The sequence below is a fragment of the Nonomuraea glycinis genome (assembly GCF_035920485.1).
Classification (GTDB): domain Bacteria; phylum Actinomycetota; class Actinomycetes; order Streptosporangiales; family Streptosporangiaceae; genus Nonomuraea; species Nonomuraea glycinis.
This window is the reverse complement of the sequence record NZ_CP109166.1, coordinates 1,751,996-1,773,708: the sequence shown is the minus strand read 5'-3', so window position 1 is coordinate 1,773,708 and position 21,713 is coordinate 1,751,996. Positions and strand designations below refer to the sequence as shown.

Annotated in this window: 23 protein-coding genes; 9 read left to right on the top strand and 14 right to left on the bottom strand. The window is 70.2% G+C overall.

The features are described 5' to 3' along the window. Nucleotides 1–41: 41 nt before the first annotated feature. The 4 genes from OHA68_RS08180 to OHA68_RS08165 all read right to left on the bottom strand — a co-directional run bounded on the left by OHA68_RS08180 (nt 42) and on the right by OHA68_RS08165 (nt 4,190). Nucleotides 42–782, bottom strand: a complete 741-nt coding sequence (locus tag OHA68_RS08180; protein ID WP_327107072.1) for a cytochrome d ubiquinol oxidase subunit II — start codon at nt 780–782, stop codon at nt 42–44. Nucleotides 783–792: 10 nt separating this feature from the next. Then, nucleotides 793–2,043 carry a cytochrome ubiquinol oxidase subunit I gene (locus OHA68_RS08175; RefSeq protein ID WP_327107071.1) on the bottom strand — a complete coding sequence of 417 codons (1,251 nt, stop codon included), beginning with the start codon at nt 2,041–2,043 and terminating at the stop codon, nt 793–795. A 216-nt stretch (nt 2,044–2,259) separates the two neighbouring features. Then, on the bottom strand, nt 2,260–2,928 hold the full coding sequence (locus OHA68_RS08170) for a response regulator transcription factor (RefSeq protein WP_189144224.1): 669 nt from the start codon (nt 2,926–2,928) through the stop codon (nt 2,260–2,262). Between the two features lie 137 nt (nt 2,929–3,065). Continuing rightward, nucleotides 3,066–4,190 (bottom strand): sensor histidine kinase, encoded by a 1,125-nt coding sequence (locus OHA68_RS08165; protein WP_327107070.1) that lies wholly within the window; start codon nt 4,188–4,190, stop codon nt 3,066–3,068. Nucleotides 4,191–4,270: 80 nt separating this feature from the next. On the opposite strand from OHA68_RS08165, the gene OHA68_RS08160 reads away from it, so the two are divergent. Beyond that, on the top strand, nt 4,271–4,483 hold the full coding sequence (locus OHA68_RS08160) for a hypothetical protein (RefSeq protein ID WP_327107069.1): 213 nt from the start codon (nt 4,271–4,273) through the stop codon (nt 4,481–4,483). Nucleotides 4,484–4,516: 33 nt separating this feature from the next. Here OHA68_RS08160 and OHA68_RS08155 read toward each other — a convergent pair whose 3' ends face one another. The 8 genes from OHA68_RS08155 to OHA68_RS08120 all read right to left on the bottom strand — a co-directional run bounded on the left by OHA68_RS08155 (nt 4,517) and on the right by OHA68_RS08120 (nt 10,522). Next, nucleotides 4,517–5,530 (bottom strand): fatty acid desaturase family protein, encoded by a 1,014-nt coding sequence (locus tag OHA68_RS08155; protein ID WP_407674428.1) that lies wholly within the window; start codon nt 5,528–5,530, stop codon nt 4,517–4,519. A 367-nt stretch (nt 5,531–5,897) separates the two neighbouring features. Then, a complete protein-coding gene (locus OHA68_RS08150; RefSeq protein WP_189144227.1) occupies nt 5,898–6,110 on the bottom strand; it encodes a hypothetical protein in 213 nt (70 codons plus the stop codon). A 33-nt stretch (nt 6,111–6,143) separates the two neighbouring features. After that, nucleotides 6,144–6,494, bottom strand: coding sequence for a nuclear transport factor 2 family protein (locus OHA68_RS08145; RefSeq protein ID WP_189144228.1), 351 nt, complete (start codon nt 6,492–6,494; stop codon nt 6,144–6,146). Nucleotides 6,495–6,626: 132 nt separating this feature from the next. Next, nucleotides 6,627–7,307, bottom strand: a complete 681-nt coding sequence (locus OHA68_RS08140; RefSeq protein WP_327107068.1) for a response regulator transcription factor — start codon at nt 7,305–7,307, stop codon at nt 6,627–6,629. Then, nucleotides 7,304–8,464 (bottom strand): sensor histidine kinase, encoded by a 1,161-nt coding sequence (locus tag OHA68_RS08135; RefSeq protein WP_327107066.1) that lies wholly within the window; start codon nt 8,462–8,464, stop codon nt 7,304–7,306. Before OHA68_RS08135 ends, OHA68_RS08140 begins: the two co-directional genes overlap by 4 nt. Before the next feature lie 22 nt (nt 8,465–8,486). Further along, on the bottom strand, nt 8,487–9,062 hold the full coding sequence (locus tag OHA68_RS08130) for a hypothetical protein (RefSeq protein ID WP_189144231.1): 576 nt from the start codon (nt 9,060–9,062) through the stop codon (nt 8,487–8,489). Nucleotides 9,063–9,266: 204 nt separating this feature from the next. Further along, nucleotides 9,267–9,713 carry a YdeI/OmpD-associated family protein gene (locus OHA68_RS08125; RefSeq protein WP_327107065.1) on the bottom strand — a complete coding sequence of 149 codons (447 nt, stop codon included), beginning with the start codon at nt 9,711–9,713 and terminating at the stop codon, nt 9,267–9,269. Beyond that, complete coding sequence (locus OHA68_RS08120) at nt 9,710–10,522, bottom strand: alpha/beta fold hydrolase (protein WP_327107064.1); 813 nt, start codon at nt 10,520–10,522, stop codon at nt 9,710–9,712. Before OHA68_RS08120 ends, OHA68_RS08125 begins: the two co-directional genes overlap by 4 nt. A gap of 119 nt (nt 10,523–10,641) precedes the next feature. On the opposite strand from OHA68_RS08120, the gene OHA68_RS08115 reads away from it, so the two are divergent. Continuing rightward, nucleotides 10,642–11,067: a nuclear transport factor 2 family protein gene (locus tag OHA68_RS08115; protein WP_327107063.1), complete on the top strand. Its 426-nt coding sequence runs from the start codon at nt 10,642–10,644 to the stop codon at nt 11,065–11,067. A 151-nt stretch (nt 11,068–11,218) separates the two neighbouring features. Then, nucleotides 11,219–11,986 (top strand): MerR family transcriptional regulator, encoded by a 768-nt coding sequence (locus tag OHA68_RS08110; RefSeq protein ID WP_327107062.1) that lies wholly within the window; start codon nt 11,219–11,221, stop codon nt 11,984–11,986. Nucleotides 11,987–12,024: 38 nt separating this feature from the next. On the opposite strand, the gene OHA68_RS08105 is transcribed toward OHA68_RS08110, so the two are convergent. Then, nucleotides 12,025–12,357, bottom strand: coding sequence for a cupin domain-containing protein (locus tag OHA68_RS08105; RefSeq protein ID WP_327107061.1), 333 nt, complete (start codon nt 12,355–12,357; stop codon nt 12,025–12,027). A gap of 183 nt (nt 12,358–12,540) precedes the next feature. On the opposite strand from OHA68_RS08105, the gene OHA68_RS08100 reads away from it, so the two are divergent. The 3 genes from OHA68_RS08100 (at nt 12,541) to OHA68_RS08090 (ending at nt 16,464) form a co-directional block, all read left to right on the top strand. Then, entirely contained in the window at nt 12,541–14,667 is a 2,127-nt protein-coding gene (locus OHA68_RS08100; RefSeq protein ID WP_327107060.1) for a sensor histidine kinase, read from the top strand. Between the two features lie 60 nt (nt 14,668–14,727). Next, nucleotides 14,728–15,585, top strand: a complete 858-nt coding sequence (locus OHA68_RS08095) for a helix-turn-helix transcriptional regulator (protein WP_327107059.1) — start codon at nt 14,728–14,730, stop codon at nt 15,583–15,585. A gap of 150 nt (nt 15,586–15,735) precedes the next feature. Then, entirely contained in the window at nt 15,736–16,464 is a 729-nt protein-coding gene (locus OHA68_RS08090) for an SDR family oxidoreductase (RefSeq protein ID WP_327107058.1), read from the top strand. Nucleotides 16,465–16,517: 53 nt separating this feature from the next. Here OHA68_RS08090 and OHA68_RS08085 read toward each other — a convergent pair whose 3' ends face one another. Further along, nucleotides 16,518–17,051 (bottom strand): hypothetical protein, encoded by a 534-nt coding sequence (locus tag OHA68_RS08085; protein WP_327107057.1) that lies wholly within the window; start codon nt 17,049–17,051, stop codon nt 16,518–16,520. Nucleotides 17,052–17,339: 288 nt separating this feature from the next. Here OHA68_RS08085 and OHA68_RS08080 point away from each other — a divergent pair, with 288 nt between their 5' ends. From OHA68_RS08080 to OHA68_RS08070, 3 genes are all read left to right on the top strand, one after another. Then, on the top strand, nt 17,340–19,154 hold the full coding sequence (locus OHA68_RS08080) for an ABC transporter ATP-binding protein (protein WP_327107056.1): 1,815 nt from the start codon (nt 17,340–17,342) through the stop codon (nt 19,152–19,154). After that, on the top strand, nt 19,154–20,974 hold the full coding sequence (locus OHA68_RS08075; protein WP_327107055.1) for an ABC transporter ATP-binding protein: 1,821 nt from the start codon (nt 19,154–19,156) through the stop codon (nt 20,972–20,974). The genes OHA68_RS08080 and OHA68_RS08075 overlap by 1 nt, the downstream gene beginning before the upstream one ends. Before the next feature lie 196 nt (nt 20,975–21,170). Then, on the top strand, nt 21,171–21,698 hold the full coding sequence (locus tag OHA68_RS08070) for a hypothetical protein (protein WP_327107054.1): 528 nt from the start codon (nt 21,171–21,173) through the stop codon (nt 21,696–21,698). Nucleotides 21,699–21,713 lie beyond the last annotated feature (15 nt).

Sequence of the window (21,713 nt, the reverse complement as noted above, 5' to 3'; positions counted from 1 at the left end):
TGGTCAAGGTCGAGGGCGCCTCGATTCTGTCGCACTGACGGTCATAGGTAGGACGGGCCGCTGACGCGGTGCCTGAAGGTCCACCACACCCAGGCCTGCGAGGCCACCAGCGGCGGCATCATGACCAGGATGACCGGCGCCAGCAGCGCGCCGGACGTCCCCGCCTCCAGGGGGAGCCGCAGCCCGGCCAGCACCCCGACGACGGCCACGGCGGCCGCCGTCAGGGCGAGGGTGCGCACCTCGCTCGCACCGCCCGACAGCACCGCCGCCCGCTCGCGCAGCGTCCCGCGCAGCCGCAGCGCCGCGAAGGCCAGCCCGTGCGTGGCGAACAGCGCCGCGAGCACCAGCGCGGGCAGCAGGGCGAGCGGGCCGCTCATCCCGAGCAGCACGTCGCTGAGCAGCAACCCCCAGCTCAGCGCCAGCCCCCAACTGCCGGCGACGATCGCCCCATCCCACAGCGACCACCAGCGCGGGCCCGATACCCGGCCGCGCAGCCACAGCCCCATGTCGCGGATCACCCACGACAGCAGCAGCACCACGACCAGCGAGTAGTGCGCGGCCATCAGGTCGCCCTCCAGCTTGGGGAACAGGCCGACGAGCACTCCGGCGGTGGCCACCAGCCACACCTCGTTGCCGAGGAAGAACGGCGCGATGGCGGCGATCGTCTCACGCCGCTCGCCCGAGGTCCGCCCCAGGTACGGCAGCAGCATGCCGACCCCGATATCGGCCCCCGCCAGCACCAGATAGCCGAGTGCGAAGAAGGCCAGGATGAAGATCTCCATATCCGCTCCCTCAGAACGTCGCGACGGGGACGGCCGCCTCGATGGGCCGATCGCCCAGGGTCACGCCGGCGGGCCCGCGCCGGGCGGCCCTGGCCAGCAGCCAGTAATTGATCACGATCAGTACGGCGAACACCGAGGTGAAGGCGATGACCGAAAACCACATCTGCCCGGCGCTCACCGGGGACATCGCCTCAGCCGTCGTCAGCAGCCCATAGACCGCCCACGGCTGCCGCCCCATCTCACGGAAGATCCAGCCGCCCAGCATCGCGACGAACGGCACCGGGATCATCGCGGTCAGCAGCCAGTGCCAGATCCGCAGCCCTCGAACCACCGGCCGGAACAGCATCAGCAGGAAACTCAGCCCGGCGAAGAAGAACATCAGCGCGAACAGGATCAGCATCGTCATCGCCCCGCTCTGCACCCACGCCACGGGCGGCAGATAGTCACCGGGCCCGTGCAGCGCCACCATCTCGGCCTGCGCCTCGGCCATCCGCCCGGCGTTCCCTACCCAGGCGGCGCTCTTCGCCGGCTGGAGCGACTGGAACGCGATGCCGCCGAACGTGGCGGTGACCAGTGTCGCGGGCAGCGCGACCGTGATCCCGACGCGCAGCGACTTGCGGAAGAAGTCCTGCTCGGCCGCCCGCCTGCGCAGGTGGTAGGCGCTCACCCCGGCCATGAAGAACCCGGCGACCACCAGCGCGCCGCTCAGGATGTGCCCGAACGCCACCAGCGCCGCCGGGTTGGCCACCATCGCGCCGAAGTCGCCCAGGTGCAGCACCCCGTCCTGGACCCGGTGGCCGACGGGGTGCTGCAGGAAGCCGTTCGCCACCATGATCCAGAAAGCCGAGGCGTAGGCGGTGAGCGTGACCACCCAGATCAGCGCCAGATGGGCCCAGCGGTTCAGCTTGTTCCAGCCGAAGATCCACAGGCCCAGGAACGTCGCCTCGACGAAGAACGCCATCATGGTCTCGAGTGCCAGCGCCGAGCCGAACGCGTTGCCCGCGAACTTCGTCAGGCCGCTCCACGACAGCCCGAGCTGAAACTCCATGACCAGCCCGGTGACGATGCCCATCGCGTAGTTGATGATGTAGAGCTGCCCCCAGAAGCGCGTCATCGCCTGGTGGACCGGGTCGCGCCCGAACGTGGCCCGGGTCTGGAGGAGGGCCACCAGCGTCGCCAGGCCGAGCGTCAGCGCGACGAACAGGAAGTGCGCGCCCGCGGTGAGCGCGAACTGCAGGCGGGCGAGTTCCACGGTTTCCATGCCGAGGAGCATCCGGCCCTGGCCTGCCCCGGCGCGTCAGCCCAGCGCGGGCACCTGGTGTACACCTCCGGTGACATGACGCCGGAAGGCGTACGACTCAGGAGGTAAGCCGGCCCGTAAGGGGGTGAGTCGGCCCGTCAGGGGGTGGGTCGGCCCGTCAGGGGGTGGGTCGGCCCGTAAGGGGGTGAGCCGGCCCGTTAGAGGTGAGCCGGTCCGTCAGGGAGTAAGCCAGCCCGGTGTGATGAGTCCGGCCTCGTAGGCGAGCACCACGAGCTGGGCCCGGTCGCGCACCCGGAGCTTGCTCATGATCCGGCTGACGTGCGTCTTGGCCGTGGCCGGGCTGAGCACCAGCCTGGCCGCGATCTCGTCGTTGGACAGCCCGCCCGCGACCAGCCCCAGGACCTCCCGCTCCCGCTCGGTGAGCGCGTTGAGCTCGGGCCCCGGCTCCGGGCGCTTGACCCGGCTCGCGAACTCGGCGATCAGCTTGCGGGTGACGGACGGCGCGATCAGCGCGTCACCCCTGGCGACCACCCGGACGGCGTGGATCAGCTCGGCGGGCTCGGTGTCCTTGACCAGGAAGCCGCTGGCGCCCGCGCGCAGCGCGCCGTAGACGTAGTCGTCGAGGTCGAACGTGGTCAGGATGATCACTCTGACCTGCGCCAGCCGTGGGTCGGCGATGATCTGGCGGGTGGCCTCCAGCCCGTCGAGCCGGGGCATGCGGATGTCCATGAGGACCACGTCGGGCCTGCTCTCGCGGGCTCCGGCCACCGCCTCGGCGCCGTTGGCGGCCTCGGCCACCACCTCGATGTCGTCCTCGTCGCTCAGGATGGACCGGAACCCGGCCCGTACCAGATGCTGATCGTCGGCGAGCAGCGTGCGAATCATGACACTCCGTCCGGTTGGTGATGGCTGGCGGGCGGCGTGCGGGTCATGACGCTCCGTATGGATGGTGGTGGTCGGCGGACGGCGCGCCGGTCATGACGCTCTGTCCGGATGGTGGCCGTGGGGGAGCCGCGTGCGGGTCATGGCGCTCCGTTCAGCGGTAGTCGGGCGGTGACTCGGAAGCCGCCTTCGGGTCTGGGGCCGGCGTCGAGGCTGCCGCCCAGTGCGGTGGCGCGTTCGCGCATGCCCTGCAGGCCGAAGCCGCTGCCCTCGGTGAAGGTGACGCCCGGACCGGCATCCTCGACGCGAATCACGATATTTCCGGACGTGTTGCTGACGGTCAGGGTGGCTTCCTCGCTGCCGGAGTGCCGGGACACGTTCGTCAGCGCCTCCCGGATGATCCGGGCCGCGGCCAGATCCACCTCGGCGGGCACCGCGTCCAAGGGCCCCGACACCTCGGTGCGCACGCTCAGCCCGGAGGTTTCCACCAGCGCGTCCAGCCGCGCCAGACTCCCGGCGGGCGCGGTCGGCGCGTCCTCGTCCACCTGGCGCAGCACCCCCAGCGTGGTACGCAGCTCGCGCAGCGTCTCCTTGCTCGTGTCCTTGATCGTACGCAGCGCCGACTCGGCCTCCTCGGGCCGCTTCTTCAGCCCGTGCAACGCGGCCGAGGCCTGCACGTTGATCATGGAGATGTTGTGCCCGAGCAGGTCGTGCAGCTCCCTGGCGATGCGCAGCCGCTCCTCGCCGGCCCGCCGCCTGGCCTCCTCCTCCTTGCTGTGCTCCGCGTCGCGCACCCGCTGCTCTGCCTCCCGCAGGAAGGCGCGGCGGTTGTGGGTCACCCCGCCCGCGGCGATGGCGGCCACCGCCCAGCCCGCGATCATCACAAAGGTGCTGTCGTCGACGTGCCGGGTGCCCTGGAGCTCGCCGAGCCCCATGGCCAGTAACGAGGCCGCGCCGGTGGCGATGGCGGCGATGAGACGGCCCCGGTCGGCGGCGGTGTAGAGGACCACGAACGGCAGGAAGATGAGCGGCGCGTCGAGCCTGGCGAAGGGATAGTAGGCGACCACGGCCGCCGACACGACCACCAGCGCGAGCACCGGATAACGCTCGCGGAGCAGCATCCCCGCCGTGGCGATGAGCGGCAGCAGCACGTCCAGGATGTTGGGCTGCCTGTCCGGCCGGACCGCCCAGGTGATGGCCACGGCGGCCACCACCACGGCGATCACGGCGAGCGACCCGACGGTGCCCGTCGTCAACCTGCGCATGCTGCCCATTGTCCACGGCCTGCGCGGCGGATACATCAACCCCTGGTGGTAGCCGAGGTGCACGCGGGTAGTGCTGAGGAATGAGCACCAAAGACGACCTGCGCCGCCTCGACGAGGATTTGGCGAAGCTGAAGCAAGACAACCAGGACCTACGCGACCAGATCCGTGACATGGGGGCGACCGACCAGTTCGAGATCGCCGCCATGATCGCTCAGGCCGATGAGCGGGCGGGACTCATCGCCGAGCTGGAAGCGCGCAGGGAGACACTACGCCTGCGGCTGGAACAGGAGTGAGCGCTCCGAGGGCCGGCCGGCCCCCGAAGCGCGTCAGCGCAGCGGCGCGCCGACCTCGTTGAGATGGCCGAGTGCCTGGCTGTAGGACTTGATCAGCCCGGTCTCCAGGTAGCTGACGCCGATCTCCTCGCAGTAGCGCCGGACGATCGGCTGGGCCTTGCGCAGGTTGGGCGCGGGCATGTTCGGGAACAGGTGGTGCTCGATCTGGTAGTTGAGCTGGCCGAGCAGCACGTCGGTGAAGATGCCGCCCTTGACGTTGCGCGAGGTCAGCACCTGCTTGCGTAGGAAGTCGAGCTGGTCCTCGGCGGTCAGGATCGGCATGCCCTTGTGGTTGGGCGCGAACGAGCAGCCCAGGTAGATGCCGAACAGCGCCTGGTGCACGACGATGAACGCCAGCGCCATGCCCACCGGCAGCACGGTGAAGATCAGGCCGAAGTAGAGCACGAAGTGGACGGCCAGCAGCGCGCCCTCGGTGCCGCGGCGCTTGGCCGTGGGCTTGAAAACCTCTTTGACGCTGGCGACGTGCAGGTGCCAGGCTTCGAGGGTGAGGAGCGGGAAGAACCAGTAAGCCTGCCGCCTGGCGATGAAGCGGGCCAGGGCGGTGGTCCTGCCCAGCTGGTCCTGCGACCAGACGATCACCGAAGGGGAGACGTCCGGGTCGTGGTCCTCATGGTTGGGATTGGCGTGGTGCCGGTTGTGCTTGTTGTTCCACCAGCCCCAGCCGAGCCCGATGCCCAGGTTGCCGAACAGCACCCCGGCCATGTCGCTCGCCCGGCGGGTCCTGAAGACCTGCCGGTGGCCCATGTCATGGGAGACGAACCCGATCTGGGTGGAGATCACGGCGAGCAGGACCGCGACGAGCAGTTGCCACCACGAGGCGCCGACCCAGACGAACAGCGCCCACGCGCCCAGGTACGCGCCCATGACGAGGCTCATCCGGATCGCGTAGTAGACGGGCCGCCGGTTCAGCAGACCGGCTTCTGTGATCTTGTTGACGAGTCTGGCGAAGTCGCTGCCTCGGGTGCCGAGCGTGACGGGATCGGCCACTGGTCTCCTTCTGTCGCGGGTGGAAGCTGCCCCCACATTGGCGCATTCGCCGCGATTGCGGAAGTTCGAAAGTGGCGCTCCGTGTGTAGCAGCGGCTGGCATGCGTTGCCGCACTGCTCCTACCACAGTACGCAGCCCTTAGACCGCCCGGACCTTGTGGGGACGTACTAAATCTCCAAACCCTGGTTATAGGCCGGAGGCCTTCCCAGCCCCGCGAAAGACCCGCTCCCTCTTCAAGGACGGCGGCACCCGGCCCCTCGCGGCACGGCGGCACCGCCCCCGTCACGACAGGTCGGTGGCTGTTCTGAGCGCAACGCGAACAGGCGGCACCGCTCGTGCGGTGCCGCTGGGAGCGGGGCGGAGCGGGTTAGCTTGCCGAGAGGCGATCGAAGAGGGCCAGGGCGGCCTGCCGGACGTCCGCGGGCGACAGCCCGTCGAGCGTCTGCCTGGCCTGGGTGGCGTCGCGGGTCGTGGCGAGTGTGATCGCCACGGACTTCGCCGCGGCACGGTCGATCGATCCGGCCGGCGCGGCGTCGGCGAGCTGCTGGGCGTTCGCGGCGAGGTCGAGGTTGTCTCTCAAAGGGCCTCCTCGGGTGTTGGTCGGCCTATTGCATCACCTTGCGTCATGCTCCATCCACCATTCGGTGAATTCCCGGCACCTGCCGTCGGGAAGGAATCGGATGACCCAGAGGTTGCTATACGTTTTGTCCGGATATGTCGTGACGCCTTGGATGACGCTCACCTCGTCGGTGAGACACACCGGATGCCACTCGAACGTCGTCTCCCTCGGTTTGTCCTGGTGGGCGAGCCAGTTCGCGATGATCTCGTCCCGGCCGCGCGCGGGCATGCTGTACGGCTCGTTGTAGTAGACGGCGTCCTCGGCGAACAGGGCGGCGATCTCGTCCGGGTCGTTGGACTCCCATGCCCGGAGGTAGCCCTCGATCCACGGCTGCGGCTCGACCATGACGCTAGGCCCACGGATCCTCGGCTGCCATGGTCACCACGGCACGCCCATCAATACGCCCATCAATACGCCCATCAATACGCCCATCAATACGCTCGGTCATAGGCCCCGGCCTACCCTCCGGACCGCGCCTTACGCCCCCGGCACGGCCAGCCCGGACTCATAGGCGGCGATCACCGCCTGCACCCGGTCGCGCAGGCCGAGCTTGGTGAGCAGGTTGCTGACGTGCGTCTTCACGGTGTGCTCGCTGACCACCAGGGTCGCGGCGATCTCCGCGTTGGACAGCCCGCGGGCGATCAGCTGCAGCGTCTCGCGCTCCCTGGCTGTCAGTACGGCCAGCGCCCCGGCCGCCTGGGCGGCGGGCTTCCCGGGCCTGGACGTGAACTCGTGGATCAGCCGCGTCGTGACTGTCGGAGCCAGCAGCGACTCACCCCCGGCGACCACCCGCACGGCGTTGACCAGGTCGTCCCTGCGCACGTCCTTGAGCAGGAACCCGCTGGCCCCAGCCCGCAGCGCGTCGTACACGTAGTCGTCCAGGTCGAACGTGGTCAGCATGAGCACCCGGCACGCCGACTCGGCGCACACGATCCGGGCCGCCTCGATGCCGTCCATCCTGGGCATCCGGATGTCGAGCAGCAGCACGTCAGGGGCGTGCTCGCGGACCGCCGCCACCGCCTGCAGCCCGTCGCCCGCCTCGGCCACCACCTCCATGTCCGGCTGCGCGTCCAGGATCATCGCGAACCCGCCCCTGACCAGCTCCTGATCGTCGGCCACCACGACGCGGACGACCGGGGCGGACTCCGTACCGGTCATGATCGAGCCGCCGGGAGGCGTACCGAGACCTGGAAGCCGGGGGCGTCCGGGCGGGGGCCGACGGTCGCGGTGCCGCCGCAGGCGGCGGCGCGCTCGCGGACGCCGATCAGCCCGTGCCCGCTGGACGGCAGCGCCAGGCCGGAGCCCTGCCCGTCGTCGGTGATGTCGATCATCAGCGTGTCGTCCTCCCAGGTGAGCCGGATGTCCGCGTGCCGCGCGCCGGCGTGCTTGACGATGTTGGTGAGCGCTTCCTGGGTGATCCGGTAGGCGGCGACCGCGCAGTCCGGAGTCACGGGGCGGGCCTCGCCCACGGTGTGGAAGGCCACCTTCAAGCCGGTCTCCGCGACCTGGGCCGCCAGCTCGGGCAGGTCCTCGACGGTGGGCTGCGGGGCCCGCGGTGCCCCGTCCGCGTTCGGAGTGCCCAGCATGCGCCGGAGCTGGACCATCGCGTCGCGCCCTGCCCCGGCGATGGCCTCGAAGGCGGCCTCGGCCCGCTCGGGGTCGTTCCTGACGGCCACCGGCCCGGCTTCGGCCTGGACGACCATGAGGCTGACCGCGTGGGCGAGGATGTCGTGCATGTCGCGGGCGATTCTGGCCCGCTCGCGTTCGGCCGCGCGTTCGGCTTCCAACTGACGTTCCCTTTCCAGCCGCGTGGCCCGCTCCTCCAGCGCCGCCGCGTGGGCGCGGCTGGTGGCCGCCGCCCTGCCGATGGCGTACGAGGCGACGAGCAGCACGGCGCTGCGCAACGCCGTCTCCGACGAGCCGACGAACGCCGTCATACCGGCGGCGGTCAGGATGAGGGTGATGATTCTGGTCCAGAAGGTGGAGTAGGCGGCGACGGTGTAGAAACCGACCAGCGAGCCGTACCACACGGGCTGGTCGGCCACCTGCTCGGACAGGTCGTACATCGCGCTGATGGACAGGCTCAGCAGCAGGACGGGCAGGGGGAAGCGGCGGCGCCAGATCAGCGGCAGCGACGAGGCGACCGCGACAGCGTAGCCCCACCAGCTGTACGGCACGCCGGTCCAGCTCTCGCTGGACAGCAGCGGCCAGAGCTGCGCGACCGTGATCAGCGCGGTGAGCGCCCCGTCCGCCTGGAGGGGAGGGACCGCGCGCAGTCGCCGGCGGAGTACGGAGATGAGCGGGGGATCGGGCACGATGTCCCATCTTTCCGCATGATCACGCATGAGCCAGGGCGGTCTTCCGTGGCCGCGTCGCCAGCGGCAGGAACGCGATCATCGCGACGACGGCGCCGACGGGGATGAGGTCCAGCGACGCGAACGGCAGCAGGATCTGGACCAGTACGAGCACCGGCACCCAGACCTTGACCTGGCGTCGCACGGCGAGGTGGACGACCAGGGCGAGCTGGGCGAGGTAGAAGAGGATCGGCCCGGCCTGGTAGACCAGCAGCGGCACGCCGGGTACGGCCTGCACCTGGTCGAACAGCGGGCCCATGGCCTCGTGGTCGGCGGCCATGAACCCGACCACGATGTCGATCGCGAACTGGACGAAGGCGAACGCGATCCCGGCGAGTCCGGCCACCAGAATGCCGGTGGCGACCCGGTTGCGCCCCAGCATCACCCACATATCCCGAAATATCACGGCGAAGAGCACTAAAGCGCCCATGAAGGCGAGATGTCCGAGCGTCCAGGCGGGCCCGGGGCCTCTGCTGCCGTCGAACCCGTCGACGACGCGGAGCACTCCGTACACCATGGCGAGCGCGGGGGCGGCAAGGTAAGCAGGGCGGGTGATCATGACGTGATCTCCTCGGGGCGGGGCTGGGGGCCTCCGATGACCTCGGAGCGGCGCGATTCCGGCTGTCCGGAGTCGATGTCCCAGCGATTCGGCTGATGCCCCTAATCCTGCGATTGTTCGCCTCGAAGGGGATCGCCGCGAGGAGCGATCCTCGGCCTCACTCCCAAGAGTGAGCGGCCTCGCCCGCAGGAGCGAGGATGCGCCTCACGCCTCGCCGCCCGCGAGCCGGGCGATGATGTCGGCGACGCGCCGCTGCCTGGTCTCGGCCTTCTTGGCGCCCTCGACCTGTAGTACGCACCGGCTCTGCCGGGAGTAGGACAGGCTCTCGAAGAACTTCTTGGCCTCCGGCGCCCGATCGAGCGCCTCGGCCAGGTCGGGCGGCACGCTCACCTGGCGGGGCTCGGTGTCGAGCTCCAGGCCGACCTCGACCTCGTCCCCGGCGGCGACGCCCGCCCCCGCGCGGTTCGTGGCGCTCAGCGGCAGCATGAACCGGCCGCCCATGACGGCCACCGTGCTGCGGTAGGTGTATCCGTTGACGGTGACGTGAACGGCCGGACGCCGGCCCGAGCCGAGCTCGGCCACGACCTCGGCCGGGACCTCGAACCCGGTGATGGTCTTGCCGGCCAGCTCCACAGTGGCATGGAAGATCATCGGAAGAACCCCTTCAGGACCGGGGCCAGCGCCTGCGGCTTGACCATGTGCGTCTGCCCCGGGAGCGTACGGCGCTCGGCGTTGGGCAGCACCCGCGCCAGGTCCGTGGCGCCGTTGCGGATCCAGGCGGGACTCTTCGCGCCGTCGGCCACGAGCGTGGGCACCTTGATCGAGTCCCACTGCCCCTCGGGCAGCGGCCTGCCGCGCTCGAAGTCGGTGACGAAGGCCGCGTCGTACGGCAGCGTGCGCGCCACCTCCTTCATCCCGGACCAGCCGGGCATGAACCGCATCATGGCCACCATCGCGCCGGGCAGGTTGACGCCCTTGCGCATGAAGTAGCCGATCGCCTTTCCGGGCCGGCCCGTGGCCAGGAACTCCTGGATCCGCTCGGTGTAGTCGGCGGGGATGGGCGGGCGGGTGTCGTCGACGATGAACGGTGGCTCGTAGACCGCCAGCCTGCTCACGGCCAGCCCGCTCTGGACCGCGGCCAGGGCCAGCGCGGCGCCCGACGAGATCCCGTACAGCAGGACCGGAGCGCCGGCCTCCTCGATGAGCGCGGCGAGATCCTCGAGCTCGTGCTCGGGTGCGTACGACGCGGTGTGGCCGCTCTCGCCCCGGCCGCGCCGGTCGTAGGTGTAGACGGTGAAGCTGTCGGCCAGCTCCTGGGCCAGCGGCCTGGCGGGGCCCGAGGCCCGGTGGCACATGGCGCCGTCGACCAGGATGAGCGCCGGGCCCTGGCCGATGCGCTCGAAGGCGATCGTGGTGCCGTCGGCGGAGGTGACCGTCTGGGTGTTGTGCTTCGTCTCCATGCCCGGAACTCTCTCACCGACAAATAAATTTGTCAACGCCTTACCTGGGAGGTAATCGCGCGGCGTCGGCCGCTCCTGGCACAGTGGGCAATCCGCTGACCCATCCCTGGAGGAACACCATGTCCACGCGCGACGTCGTCCAAGAGCTGCTGCGCCGGATCGGCGAGGGTGACCCCGAGCGCATCGCCGAGCTGTACGCGGAGCGCGTCGACTGGAAGCTCGACTGGCCGGAGCCGGAGCACGGCCGCGCGGAGACCCCGTGGATCCGTCATCGCGCCGCCGGCGCGGAGGCGGCCGACCACTTCCGCCTGATCGCCGAGCACCATGTCCCGGAAAAGGCGGACACCGTGGTGGAGCGCGTCCTGGTGGACGGCGGCGACGCCGTCGTGCTCGGCGAGATCCGGCAGACCGCGCGCTCCACCGGGCGCGCCTACCGCGCCCGCTTCGCCATGCACCTCACGGTCGAGGACGGTCTCGTCACCCGCCACCACATCTACGAGGACAGCCTGGCCGTCGCCGAGGCGTTCGCCGGAAGCACGCCCTAGCGCACGAACGCCCCCTTACCTCACCCTGCGGACCTCATCGCCCGCGCGAAAGTCCCCGCACTCTTGACCTTCTCGTCACGTCAACTTCTACGGTCGTGAATGAGCCGGAAAGCACCGGCTCGGCGATGGACAAGGGACGGGTGAGCCGGTCATGGCATGGTCGATCGCACAGGTGGCACAGATGTCGGGAGTGACGTCTCGGACGCTGCGCCACTACGACGAGATCGGGCTGCTGCCTCCCGCACGGGTCGGCGGGAACGGCTACCGCTACTACGAGGAGGACCAGTTGCTGCGCTTGCAGCAGGTCCTGGTGCTGCGTGAGCTGGGCCTCGGCCTGACCGAGATCAAGAAGATCGTCGAGCGGCACACCGACCCCGTCGCGGCGCTGCGTGAGCACCACCAGCGCCTGCTGGCGGAGCGTGACCGGCTGGACGAGGTGAGCCGCATGGTGGCGCGCACCATCGCCGAACTTCAGCAGAGCGAAGGGAAGACGACCATGTCCAGGATCAGCAGACCGGAAAACCTGTTCCAGGGATTCGACGGTGCACGGTACGAGGCCGACGCCCTCGAGCGGTGGCCGGAGCAGTGGCAGCAGAGCGGGCAGCAGGAGCTCCTGGCCGGCCGCACTCCGCAGGAGCTGGAGCGGATGCAGCGCGAGGCAACGGCAGGGATGATACGGATGGCCGAGCACATGCTCGCCGGCGCCCCCGCCGACTCCCCGCAGGTCTTCGCCGAGCTCGACGTCCACTATCAGCACCTGAGTGAGTCCTGGACGCCGACCGCGGCGCAGTATCTCCACCTGGCCCGGATGCAGGCGGAGGAGGAGCGGTTCCGGGGAAACTACGAACAGGTCGCCGAGGGCCTGGCCGAGTACATGCGCGACGCCATGACCGCCTACGGGCACGCCCGGCTGAGCTGAACCCGCGATCGCGTGCCGCACTCCTGGCACGCCATGGGTCAGGGCAGTTTGGCGACGGTGAGGAGGGCGGCGGAGTCTTCCAGGGCCTCCAGGCTGTGGCGGGCCTGCGGGATCACGATGAAGTCCCCGGTCGTCCCGTCCCACGAGGTGCCGCCGCTGCGCAGGCGTACTCGTCCGTGCAGCACCATGAGGGTGGCCTCGCCGGGGTTCTCGTGCTCGGTGAGGGACTGACCGGCCGTCAGCGCGATGAGCGTCTGGCGCAGGGTGTGCTCGTGCCCGCCGTGCAGCGTCTCGGCGCTGCGTCCGGTCGAGGCCTCGGTCGCGCGCTGGAGGTGTTCGCGGACCAGGGTGTCCAGTGAGGTCTTCTGCATGGTTTCGAGTCTGTCACCGGCCCGGTGCCGACCCGGGGGCGGGGGTTCGCCGCAACGGCGGCGAGGGGAGGCGATTTATTACCATAAAGGCGTCATAATCCTGTCCAGCTCCTGGGAGTATTCCGGGACTGGAGAGGCAGGGACACAATGGCCGAAATCGCCGGTAGTGCCACGATATCAGGCGTGGCCGCCGCCGAGAGCTCCCCGAAGCTCCGGATGAGCGGTATCGCGCTGGTGATGGCAGTGGTGTCCCCGGCGCTCGAGGTGACGGCCGTGCTGGTCTGGGCCGGCCTGCCCGAGGAGTGGATGCCGCGGCTGACCGTGACTCCGCAGTCGGCCGTCGGGGTGACATTCCCGGCGGTGGGCGCGTTCCTCCTGTACTACCGGCCCCGGCTGAAGCTGGCCTGGCTGATGTGCGTGGGCGGGCTGGCGGCCGGCGTCAGCGACGTCATGGCGGCGTACATGATGCGGGTCGCGGCGGACGGCCACCTCGTGCTGGCCGGCTACTTACGCTTCCCGAACATGGTCGGCTGGGCGGTGTGCGGCGTGACGCTGACGCTGCTGCTGCCGATGTACTCACCCGACGGCCGGCTGCCGTCGCCGCGCTGGCGGGTGGTCCCGATCGTCGGCGCCACCGCGCTGGCGGCCGAGATGCTGCGCAACGCCCTGCGTCCGGATCCTCCGCTGGCGACCTATCCGTACCCCGCCGTCATCCCGAACCCGCTGCAGGTCCCCGCCCTCGCGCCGTACCTCTCCACCATCGACGTGGTCGCCTGGACGGTCATCTACGTCTCGATGGCGCTGGCGGCCATCTCCCTGGCCTCCCGGCTGCGGTACGCGAGCCCGGTGGTGCGGCGGCAGATCGGGTGGCCGCTGTTCGCGTTCACCGGCTACATCATCTGCCTGATCGTGGCCTCGTTCCGGGTCGAGCTGACCTGGCCGGCGATCATCTGGGCCGGGCTCATCCCGATCGCGATCGCCTTCTCGGCCATGCGCTACCGGCTGTACGGGATCGACACGGTGATCAGCCGGACCTTCGTGACCGCCGGGCTGCTGGTCGTCGTCAGCGCCGTCTACTTCGGCATCGGCGCCGCGTCGAGCCTGGTCGTCGCCGGCTACGACCAGGTCGCCGGGCTGGCCGCAGCCCTGTTCGCCGGGGCGTTCTTCCAGCCGCTGCGGCGGGCGCTGCAGCGGGCCGTCGACCGGATGCTGTACGGCGACGTCGGCGATCCCGGGCTGCTCGCCGAGCGGCTGACGGAGGCGATCCGGCGCGGCGACCCGGCCAAGGCGCTGACGTCGGTGGTGGGCGTACTGCGCGAGGGACTCGCGGTCGAGGGCGTCGCCGTGGTGGTGATCGACGGCGAGCCCCGCTACGTCGAGAACGGGCAGGTGGGGGAGGAGCAGCGCAGAGTCCCGCTCGTCTGGCACGGCGAGCAGGTGGGCCACCTGCTCGTGGGCCTGCCGGGCGCGCGCCGGTTCCCCGCCGCGCACAACGAGCGGATGCTGGCCGCGGTCACGCCGTACGTCGCGGACGTGGCGCACGCGGTACGCATGGCGGCCGACTTGCAACGTTCCAGGGAGCGCATCCTGACCACGCGTGAGGAGGAGCGGCGGCGGCTGCGCCGCGACCTGCACGACGGGCTGGGGCAGAGCCTGTCCAGCATGGCGATGATCATCAACATCGCCCGCAGCCGGCTGAAGGACTCGCCGGACTCGGCCGACACACTGCTGCTGCAACTGCGCTCGGGGATGGACGCCGTCGCCGGCGACATTCGCGAGCTGGTGTACGGCCTGCGCCCGCCCGCCCTTGACGACCTGGGCCTGGCGCGGGCCGTACGGGATCTCGCCGGGCAGTCCTCGCCGGCGATCTCGATCGAGGTGGAGGTCGACGGAGACCTGTCCGAGCTGCCGGCGGCCGTCGAAGTGGCCGTCTACCGGATCGTGCAGGAGGCGCTGACCAACGTACGGCGGCACGCCGAGGCGCGTACGGCCTCCGTCGTCCTGCGGCGGGAGGAGTCGGTGCTGCGGGTGACGGTCCGCGACGACGGCCGGGGGCTGCCGAAGGGCCACCGGGTCGGGGTCGGGCTGGGGTCGATGCGCGAGCGAGCGGCCGAACTGGGCGGCATCTGCGTCGTCAGCGGTCTGCCGGACGCGGGGACGCAGGTGGAGGTCATGCTGCCGCTGTCATCCACCGGGACTGGCATCGGGACGGGAGCCGCTTGGGACAGAGGTCACCGATCCGCGGCGACGGAGAGGTCCACGACGGAGAGGTCCTCGATGGAGCGGCCTACGAGGGAGCGGTCATCGTAGGAGTGACCTGCCCCCCTTACGAGCTCCCCCCGGCTCCGGACCCCACCTAACCTGGAGGACATGGACAGGGACAACCTGCTCGGCCAGTTTCTGAGAGCCCGCCGGGCGCTCATCAGCCCCGAGGACGTGGACCTGCCGCCCGGCACCCGGCGACGGGTGGCGGGACTGCGCAGGGAAGAGGTGGCGATGCTGGCTGGGGTCAGCGCCGACTACTACGTACGCCTGGAGCAGGGCCGCGAGCGGCACCCGTCGGCGCAGGTGGTCGACGCGCTGGCCCGCGCGCTCGGGCTGGCCGACGACGCGGTCGCGCACCTGCACCAGCTCGCGAGTCCGGTCGTCCGCCGGCGCAGGGCTCCACGGCAGGAGAGGGTGAGCCCGAACCTGCTGCGCATGATGGCGGGCTGGTCCCACACCCCGGCCGTCGTCATGGGCCGCCGCCTGACCATCCTGGCGCACAACGCGCTGGGCGGCGCGCTGTTCGCCGGTCACACCTACAGCGGGGACCTCGTACGGCTGGTGTTCCTGGATCCGGACGCACGGGAGTTCTACCCGGACTGGGACCGGGTGGCGGCCAACACCGTCGCCGGGCTGCGGGCCGGGGCGGACGTCGACGATCCGGCGCTGGTCGAGGTGGTCGGCGAGCTGTCGCTGAAGAGCGAGAGCTTCCGGCGGCTGTGGGCGCGGCACGACGTCCGCCAGAAGACGCACGAGACCAAGCGCTTCCACCACCGCCTGGTCGGTGAGCTGACGCTGCACTACGAGTCGCTGACCGTCAACAGCGCCCCCGGCCAGCAACTGGTCGTCTATCAGGCCGAGCCGGGCAGCCCGTCCGAGCAGGCCCTCGCCCTGCTGGGCAGCCTCACGGCCGAGGCCGAGGCCGAGCGTCCTGCCGCCACGCGGCGGTCGGCCGCCGAATAACCGCCGTACCCGATTCCCGCGGTATCCGATAACCGCCGTACCAGGGCGCCGTGCCCGTTAACCGCCGTGCCCGTTAACCGCCTTACCCGATTCCCGCCGAGCACGTGGGTCGATGCCGCGTGCCCGAAAAACACGAAACGAGAGACGTACATGAGTAACTCCAAGGTCATTCTGATCACCGGCGCCAGCAGTGGCATCGGCCGGGGCGTCGCGCTGGGGCTGGCCCGTGAGGGCCACCATGTGGTCATCGGCGCGCGCCGTGAGGACCGTCTGAAAGAGCTGGCGGAGGAGATCAGGCACGCGGGCGGCAGCGTCGACGCGCAGCGCCTGGACGTCACCGACGGCGCGGAGGTGGTCGCGTTCGCCGAGGGCGCGGTGCGGCGGCACGGCCGGGTCGACGTGATCGTCAACAACGCCGGCGTGATGCCGCTGTCGCGGCTGGACTCGCTGCTGGTCGAGGAGTGGGACCGGATGATCGACGTGAACGTCCGCGGCCTGCTGCACGGCATCGCCGCGGGGCTGCCGATCTTCCAGCGACAGGGAGGCGGGCACTTCGTGACCGTCGCCTCCGTCGGCGCCCACCAGGTGTCGCCGACCGCCGCCGTCTACTGCGCCACGAAGTACGCCGCCTGGGCGATCACCGAGGGGCTGCGGCAGGAGTCCGACCCGAGCATCCGGGTCACCACCATCTCGCCGGGGGTCGTCGAGTCCGAGCTCGCCGACACCATCACCGAGCCGGGCGCGCAGGATCTGATGCGCGTGTTCCGGGCGGACACCATCGCGCCCGAGGCCATCGCCCAGGCGATCTCGTACGCGATCGGGCAGCCGGCCGACGTGGACGTCAGCGAGATCATCGTCCGCCCGGCCCGGCAGCGTTGATCATCGTCCGCCGGCCTGGCAGCGTTGATCATCGTCCGGCCGGCTCGGCAGCGTCAGAGCCAGCTGGCCCTGACGGCGAGGGCCGTCCCGTCGTCCGGGGCCCTGCCGAGCTCGCCCGCCCTGACCTTGGCGAGCAGGCGTTCGACGCAGTCGATGATCTCGGGGGCGCTGGCGCGCAGCGCGTCGGCGTCCTCGGCGGCGTCGTGGCCGGTGCCCGCCTGTTCGAGCACGCCGTCCAGGTCGGACAGCCGGCCTTCGAGCCACTTGAGGGGATCACTGGACAGCTCCCGGGCGAACACGCGGGGGCCCGGGTCCCAGCCGGTGAAGACCGGGTGATGATGGGTCCGGTCGAAGCTGCCGGGCCGTCCGTCGACGGACTCCAGCAGGTCCACCCGCCAGATCGGCCGGTCGACGTGGATCGGGCGGGCCGAGTAGACGGTGCCTTTCAACTCTCCCTGGGCGAGTTCCCGTACTTCGAGACGAACCCCCCGTTCGGCGCCCTCTTGGCCTTTGTTCGGATTCGGGTCGCGGAAGTAGATGTCGCTCACGGCCACGCCGATGCGCTCGAAGCCGAAGACGTACAGCATGAGGAGTCCTTCCTGTACGGGGTGTCTCTCGGAGTATGAACAAGTGACCGGCCGGGTTCAAACAACGTGCCGCTGGATCGCGGGACGACCCCGTACGTCAGGCTGGGTGCCGCTGATGGCCGGCGTGATCGTGCTGGCAACTGGACTCGCGTACTATGTCCGCGTTCGGGCTAGTCTGTGACCTTTGTCGTGCCCATCCGGCCACCGGAAAAGCGTTGGGAAACTGTCGGACCCCGGTGATAGAAAACAGGTTCGATGCCCACCCATCCATGGCCAGGGGGCCTTGCCGTGTCCAGCAGCACTTCGGAGTTCTCCGTCGTCGGCCGGTCGTACGACCGGCGTGGTCCGGTGCGATGGCTCTGGTCACATCTGCGCCGCCACTGGCCGGCCATGACCGGGTTCCTCGGCGGCTCGCTGATCATGGTGGTGCTCAACGCCATGGTCCCCCAGCTGACCGGCCAGGCGTTCGACGCCGTGCTGGGCGCGCGGGGCGAGCCGATGGCCGCACTGGGCCTGATCTCGCTGGCCCTGCTGGCGATCGTGCTGGCCCGTGGCCTGTTCGACCTCGTCGCTCGGCTGTCCGGTGAGGTCCTGGCCAAGCGGCTGGAGCGGGACGCCCGCGACGAGCTCTACGTGAGCCTGCTCAGCAAGAGCCAGACCTACCACAACCGGCAGCGGGTGGGCGATCTGATGGCCCGCGCGGCCAACGACATCCGCCAGCTGTCCATCATGATCACTCCTGGGGTCGACCTGATCGTCGACTCCGGACTCACCGGCCTGGTGCCGCTCTTCTTCATCGCCACGATCGACCCGCGGCTGCTGCTGGTGCCCGGCACCTTCGCGGTCCTGTTCGTCTTCGCGCTCTGGCACTACATGCGGCAGCTCAACCCGGTGGCGACCCGCATGCGCGAGGAGTTCGGCGACCTCAACGCGGGGCTGAGCCAGGCCGTGCGCGGCATCGAGGTCATCAAGGTGACCGCGCAGGAAGGGCAGGAGCGGGGCCTGTTCCGCACCCGGGCCCGCCGCTACCGCGACTCGTTCGTGCACAACGGCCTGGTCCAGGCCCGCTACCTGCCCACGCTGCTGTTCGCCGTCGCGATGGCCGGGGCGCTGTGGCACGCCCTCTACCTGCACGGCGCGGGCGCGATCACCATCGGTGAGCTGGTGGCGTTCATGGGGCTGATGAGCATGCTCGGCTTCCCCACCCAGATCTCCATCTTCACCTTCTCGCTGGTCCAGCTCGGCATCGTGTCCTCGCGCAGGATCCTGGACGTCATCAACGCCGAGACCGAGCTGGAGCAGCGCGCCGACGGCCACACCGCCCCGATGACCGGAGAGATCGTCTTCGACGATGTGACGTTCGGCTACGGGGAGGGGGATCCGGTGCTGCGCGGGGTGTCGTTCACCGTGCGGCCGGGTGAGACGGTGGCGATCGTCGGCGAGACCGGCTCCGGCAAGAGCACGCTCAGCAAGCTGGTGCCGCGCATCTACGACGTCACCTCCGGCCGGATCCTCGTCGACGGGGTGGACGTGCGCGACTGGGAGCTCGACTCGCTGCGCTCCCAGATCTCCACCATCGAGCAGGACATCGTGCTCTTCTCCCGCTCCGTGGCCGAGAACATCGCCTTCAGCCTCGGGCAGCGCGCCGATCGCGAGGACGTGATCCGGGCGGCCGAGGACGCCCAGGCCGCCGAGTTCATCGCCGAGCTCGACGACGGCTACGACACCGTCATCGGCGAGCGCGGCGTGACCCTCTCGGGCGGCCAGCGGCAGCGGCTGGCCATCGCGCGGGCACTGCTCACCGACCCGGCGATCCTCGTGCTCGACGACTCCACCAGCGCCATCGACTCCGCCACCGAGGACAAGATCCAGCAGGCGATCGGCCGCATCCTCGACGGCCGCACCACGCTCCTGATCACCCACCGGCTCTCCCAGATCCGCTGGGCGGACAAGGTCCTGCTGCTCAGGCGCGGCGAGCTGGTCGACTACGGCACCCACGACGAGCTGATCGAGCGCAGCGGGCTCTACCGGCGCATCTTCGCCCACTACGACGAGGTCGCCGACCCGGCGGTCATGGCCGGCGAGCAGGAAGGGGCACGCTGATGGGCTTCATCATGGACGGCCTGGACGCCGAGGACTACGACCGCACCTACAACGACCGTGACCTGCTGCGCCGGATCCTGTCCTACTTCCGGCCCAAGCTCGGCCGCATGCTCCTGGTGGCGGCCATGATCGTGCTGCTGTCGATGAGCCAGGCGGCCGTGCCCCTGCTGATCAGCTGGGGCGTGGACGCCATCGAGGCCGGCACGATCACCGACGTGGGCGGGCAGCTCACGGCCGGGCTGCTGCTCGTCGGCGGGCTGGGCTGGCTGTTCAACTACGTACGCCAGTCCAACAGCTCCAAGGTCACCGGCGACGTCGTCCTGCGGCTGCGCGAGGACGCCTTCGACGCGGTGCTGGAGCGGGACCTGTCGTTCTACGACGAGACGCCGTCCGGCCGGATCGTCAGCCGGGTGACCTCCGACACCGACGACTTCGCCACCGTGTCCACCCTGACGATGGACCTGATCAGCCAGGTGCTGATGGTGGGGTTCGTCACCGTCCTGCTGTTCCTGCGCAGCGTCGAGCTCGCCCTGCTGACGCTGCTCATGGTGCCCGTCGTGATCGCCATCGCACTGCTCTTCCGGCGCCTGGCCCGCAGCAGCACCCGCAAGGCGCAGCGCTCGCTCAGCCGGGTCAACGCCAACCTGCAGGAGACCATGGGCGGCATCGCCGTGGCCAAGAACTTCCGCCAGGAGCAGCAGGTCTACGACGAGTTCCGGCCCATCAACCAGCAGAGCTACCAGGTGACGCTCAGGCAGGGCTACGTCTTCTCCGCCATCTTCCCGGTGCTGTTCCTGGTCGCCGGGCTCGGCACGGTCGCGCTCGTCCAGCTCGGCGGCACGACCGTGCTCGGCGGCGGGCTGTCGGCGGGTGACTGGTATCTGTTCCTGCAGGGAGTGGCCCTCTTCTGGTTCCCGCTGACGTCCATCGCCGCCTTCTGGTCGCAGTTCCAGCAGGGGCTGTCCGCCTCCGAGCGGGTCTTCGCCCTGATCGACGCCCCACCCCGGGTGGTGCAGAGCGCCGCCGAGCCGGTGGGGAGGCTGGCGGGCCAGATCGAGTTCGAGAACGTCACCTTCGGCTACGACCCGGCCAACCCCGTGCTGCGCAATTTCCGCCTGCTCATCGAGGCCGGTGAGACGGTGGCGCTGGTCGGCCACACCGGCGCGGGCAAGTCGACGCTCAGCAAGCTGATCACCCGCTTCTACGAGTTCCAGGACGGCCGGCTGCTGATCGACGGGCGCGACATCCGCACCTTGGAGCTGGGCGGCTACCGCAAGCAGATCGGCGCGGTCCCGCAGGCTCCGTTCCTGTTCAGCGGCACCGTGGCCGACAACATCCGCTACCCGCGGCCCGACGCGAGCGACGCCGAGGTGCTCGCCGCGGCGGCGGCGGTCGGCGGCGGCGACTGGATCGACGCCCTGCCGCACGGCCTGGAGACCGACGTGGGCGAGCACGGCCGGGCGCTGTCCATGGGGCAGCGGCAGCTCGTCGCGCTGGCCCGGCTGCTCATCCAGGACCCGGCGATCGTGGTCCTGGACGAGGCCACGGCGAGCGTCGACCCGCTGACCGAGGCGCAGATCCAGGAGGGCCTCGACGTGGTGCTGGCCGGCCGGACCTCGATCGTCATCGCGCACCGCCTGTCCACCATCGAGCACGTCGACCGGATCATCGTGCTGGACCACGGCCAGATCGTGGAGGAGGGCGACCACGCGACCCTGCTGGCCAAGGGCGGCCGCTACTGCCAGGTCTACAACACCTATTTCCGGCACCAGTCGCCGCATTACCGCCCCGGCTCGGGCTTCGTCGCCGTCGGCGACTGACCCCGAGGGACGGCCCAAACCCGAAGCCGGTCGCGACCACGCTGGTCGCGACCGGCTTCTGCCTTGGTACGGACAGGTTCGGCGGCAGGTGGACGATCCCCGACGCGATGGAGCGGCGGCTCAGTGACGTCAGCCCATTCAGGATGACGTCAGTGGGCGCCTTGCTGTGACGCCATGATGATGTCATAGTGGCGTCATGGACCTTTCGCCGTATGTCGATCACCTGCGCCGCGAGCTCGCCATCGCCGCCGGAGCGGGCGGCGAGGAAGCTCGCGCACTGGCCGAACGTCTTGCCGCGACGCTCGAGTCGGCCACCCGGCTAGCCCTGCTCGAGGCCCTGTCCGCCGCCGCGGACGAGATCACCCAGGAGCTCGCACCCGGCTCGGTCGAGGTGCGCCTGCGTGGACGCGACCCCAGCTTCGTCGTGACGCCACGAGCCGACCGGCCGTACGACGAGGAGGGCGAGATCGAGCGGTTCGAGCGGCCGCCCGCCCCGCCACCACCCGTGGACGCCGAGGAGGGCGGGACCTCCCGGATCTCGCTCCGGGTCCCCGAGCACCTCAAGCCGCGCATCGAGGAGGCGGCCGCCCGGGACGGGCTGTCGGTCAACGCCTGGCTGGTCCGCGCCGTCTCCGCCGCGCTCGACCCGGGCGACCCCGGCCGCCGCACCACCCGGCGTCCGACCCAGCAGAGCGGTAATCGCTACAGCGGCTGGGTGCGCTGATGGCCACGCCAACTC

Bases quoted from the DNA above. Each gene is read 5' to 3' on its own strand.
- OHA68_RS08180 (WP_327107072.1), bottom strand. From the start codon at position 782: ATGGAGATCTTCATCCTGGCCTTCTTCGCACTCGGCTATCTGGTGCTG.
- OHA68_RS08175 (WP_327107071.1), bottom strand. From the start codon at position 2,043: ATGGAAACCGTGGAACTCGCCCGCCTGCAGTTCGCGCTCACCGCGGGC.
- OHA68_RS08170 (WP_189144224.1), bottom strand. From the start codon at position 2,928: ATGATTCGCACGCTGCTCGCCGACGATCAGCATCTGGTACGGGCCGGG.
- OHA68_RS08165 (WP_327107070.1), bottom strand. From the start codon at position 4,190: ATGCGCAGGTTGACGACGGGCACCGTCGGGTCGCTCGCCGTGATCGCC.
- OHA68_RS08160 (WP_327107069.1), top strand. From the start codon at position 4,271: ATGAGCACCAAAGACGACCTGCGCCGCCTCGACGAGGATTTGGCGAAG.
- OHA68_RS08145 (WP_189144228.1), bottom strand. From the start codon at position 6,494: ATGGTCGAGCCGCAGCCGTGGATCGAGGGCTACCTCCGGGCATGGGAG.
- OHA68_RS08140 (WP_327107068.1), bottom strand. From the start codon at position 7,307: ATGACCGGTACGGAGTCCGCCCCGGTCGTCCGCGTCGTGGTGGCCGAC.
- OHA68_RS08130 (WP_189144231.1), bottom strand. From the start codon at position 9,062: ATGATCACCCGCCCTGCTTACCTTGCCGCCCCCGCGCTCGCCATGGTG.
- OHA68_RS08125 (WP_327107065.1), bottom strand. From the start codon at position 9,713: ATGATCTTCCATGCCACTGTGGAGCTGGCCGGCAAGACCATCACCGGG.
- OHA68_RS08120 (WP_327107064.1), bottom strand. From the start codon at position 10,522: ATGGAGACGAAGCACAACACCCAGACGGTCACCTCCGCCGACGGCACC.
- OHA68_RS08115 (WP_327107063.1), top strand. From the start codon at position 10,642: ATGTCCACGCGCGACGTCGTCCAAGAGCTGCTGCGCCGGATCGGCGAG.
- OHA68_RS08110 (WP_327107062.1), top strand. From the start codon at position 11,219: ATGGCATGGTCGATCGCACAGGTGGCACAGATGTCGGGAGTGACGTCT.
- OHA68_RS08105 (WP_327107061.1), bottom strand. From the start codon at position 12,357: ATGCAGAAGACCTCACTGGACACCCTGGTCCGCGAACACCTCCAGCGC.
- OHA68_RS08095 (WP_327107059.1), top strand. From the start codon at position 14,728: ATGGACAGGGACAACCTGCTCGGCCAGTTTCTGAGAGCCCGCCGGGCG.
- OHA68_RS08090 (WP_327107058.1), top strand. From the start codon at position 15,736: ATGAGTAACTCCAAGGTCATTCTGATCACCGGCGCCAGCAGTGGCATC.
- OHA68_RS08085 (WP_327107057.1), bottom strand. From the start codon at position 17,051: ATGCTGTACGTCTTCGGCTTCGAGCGCATCGGCGTGGCCGTGAGCGAC.
- OHA68_RS08075 (WP_327107055.1), top strand. From the start codon at position 19,154: ATGGGCTTCATCATGGACGGCCTGGACGCCGAGGACTACGACCGCACC.
- OHA68_RS08070 (WP_327107054.1), top strand. From the start codon at position 21,171: ATGGACCTTTCGCCGTATGTCGATCACCTGCGCCGCGAGCTCGCCATC.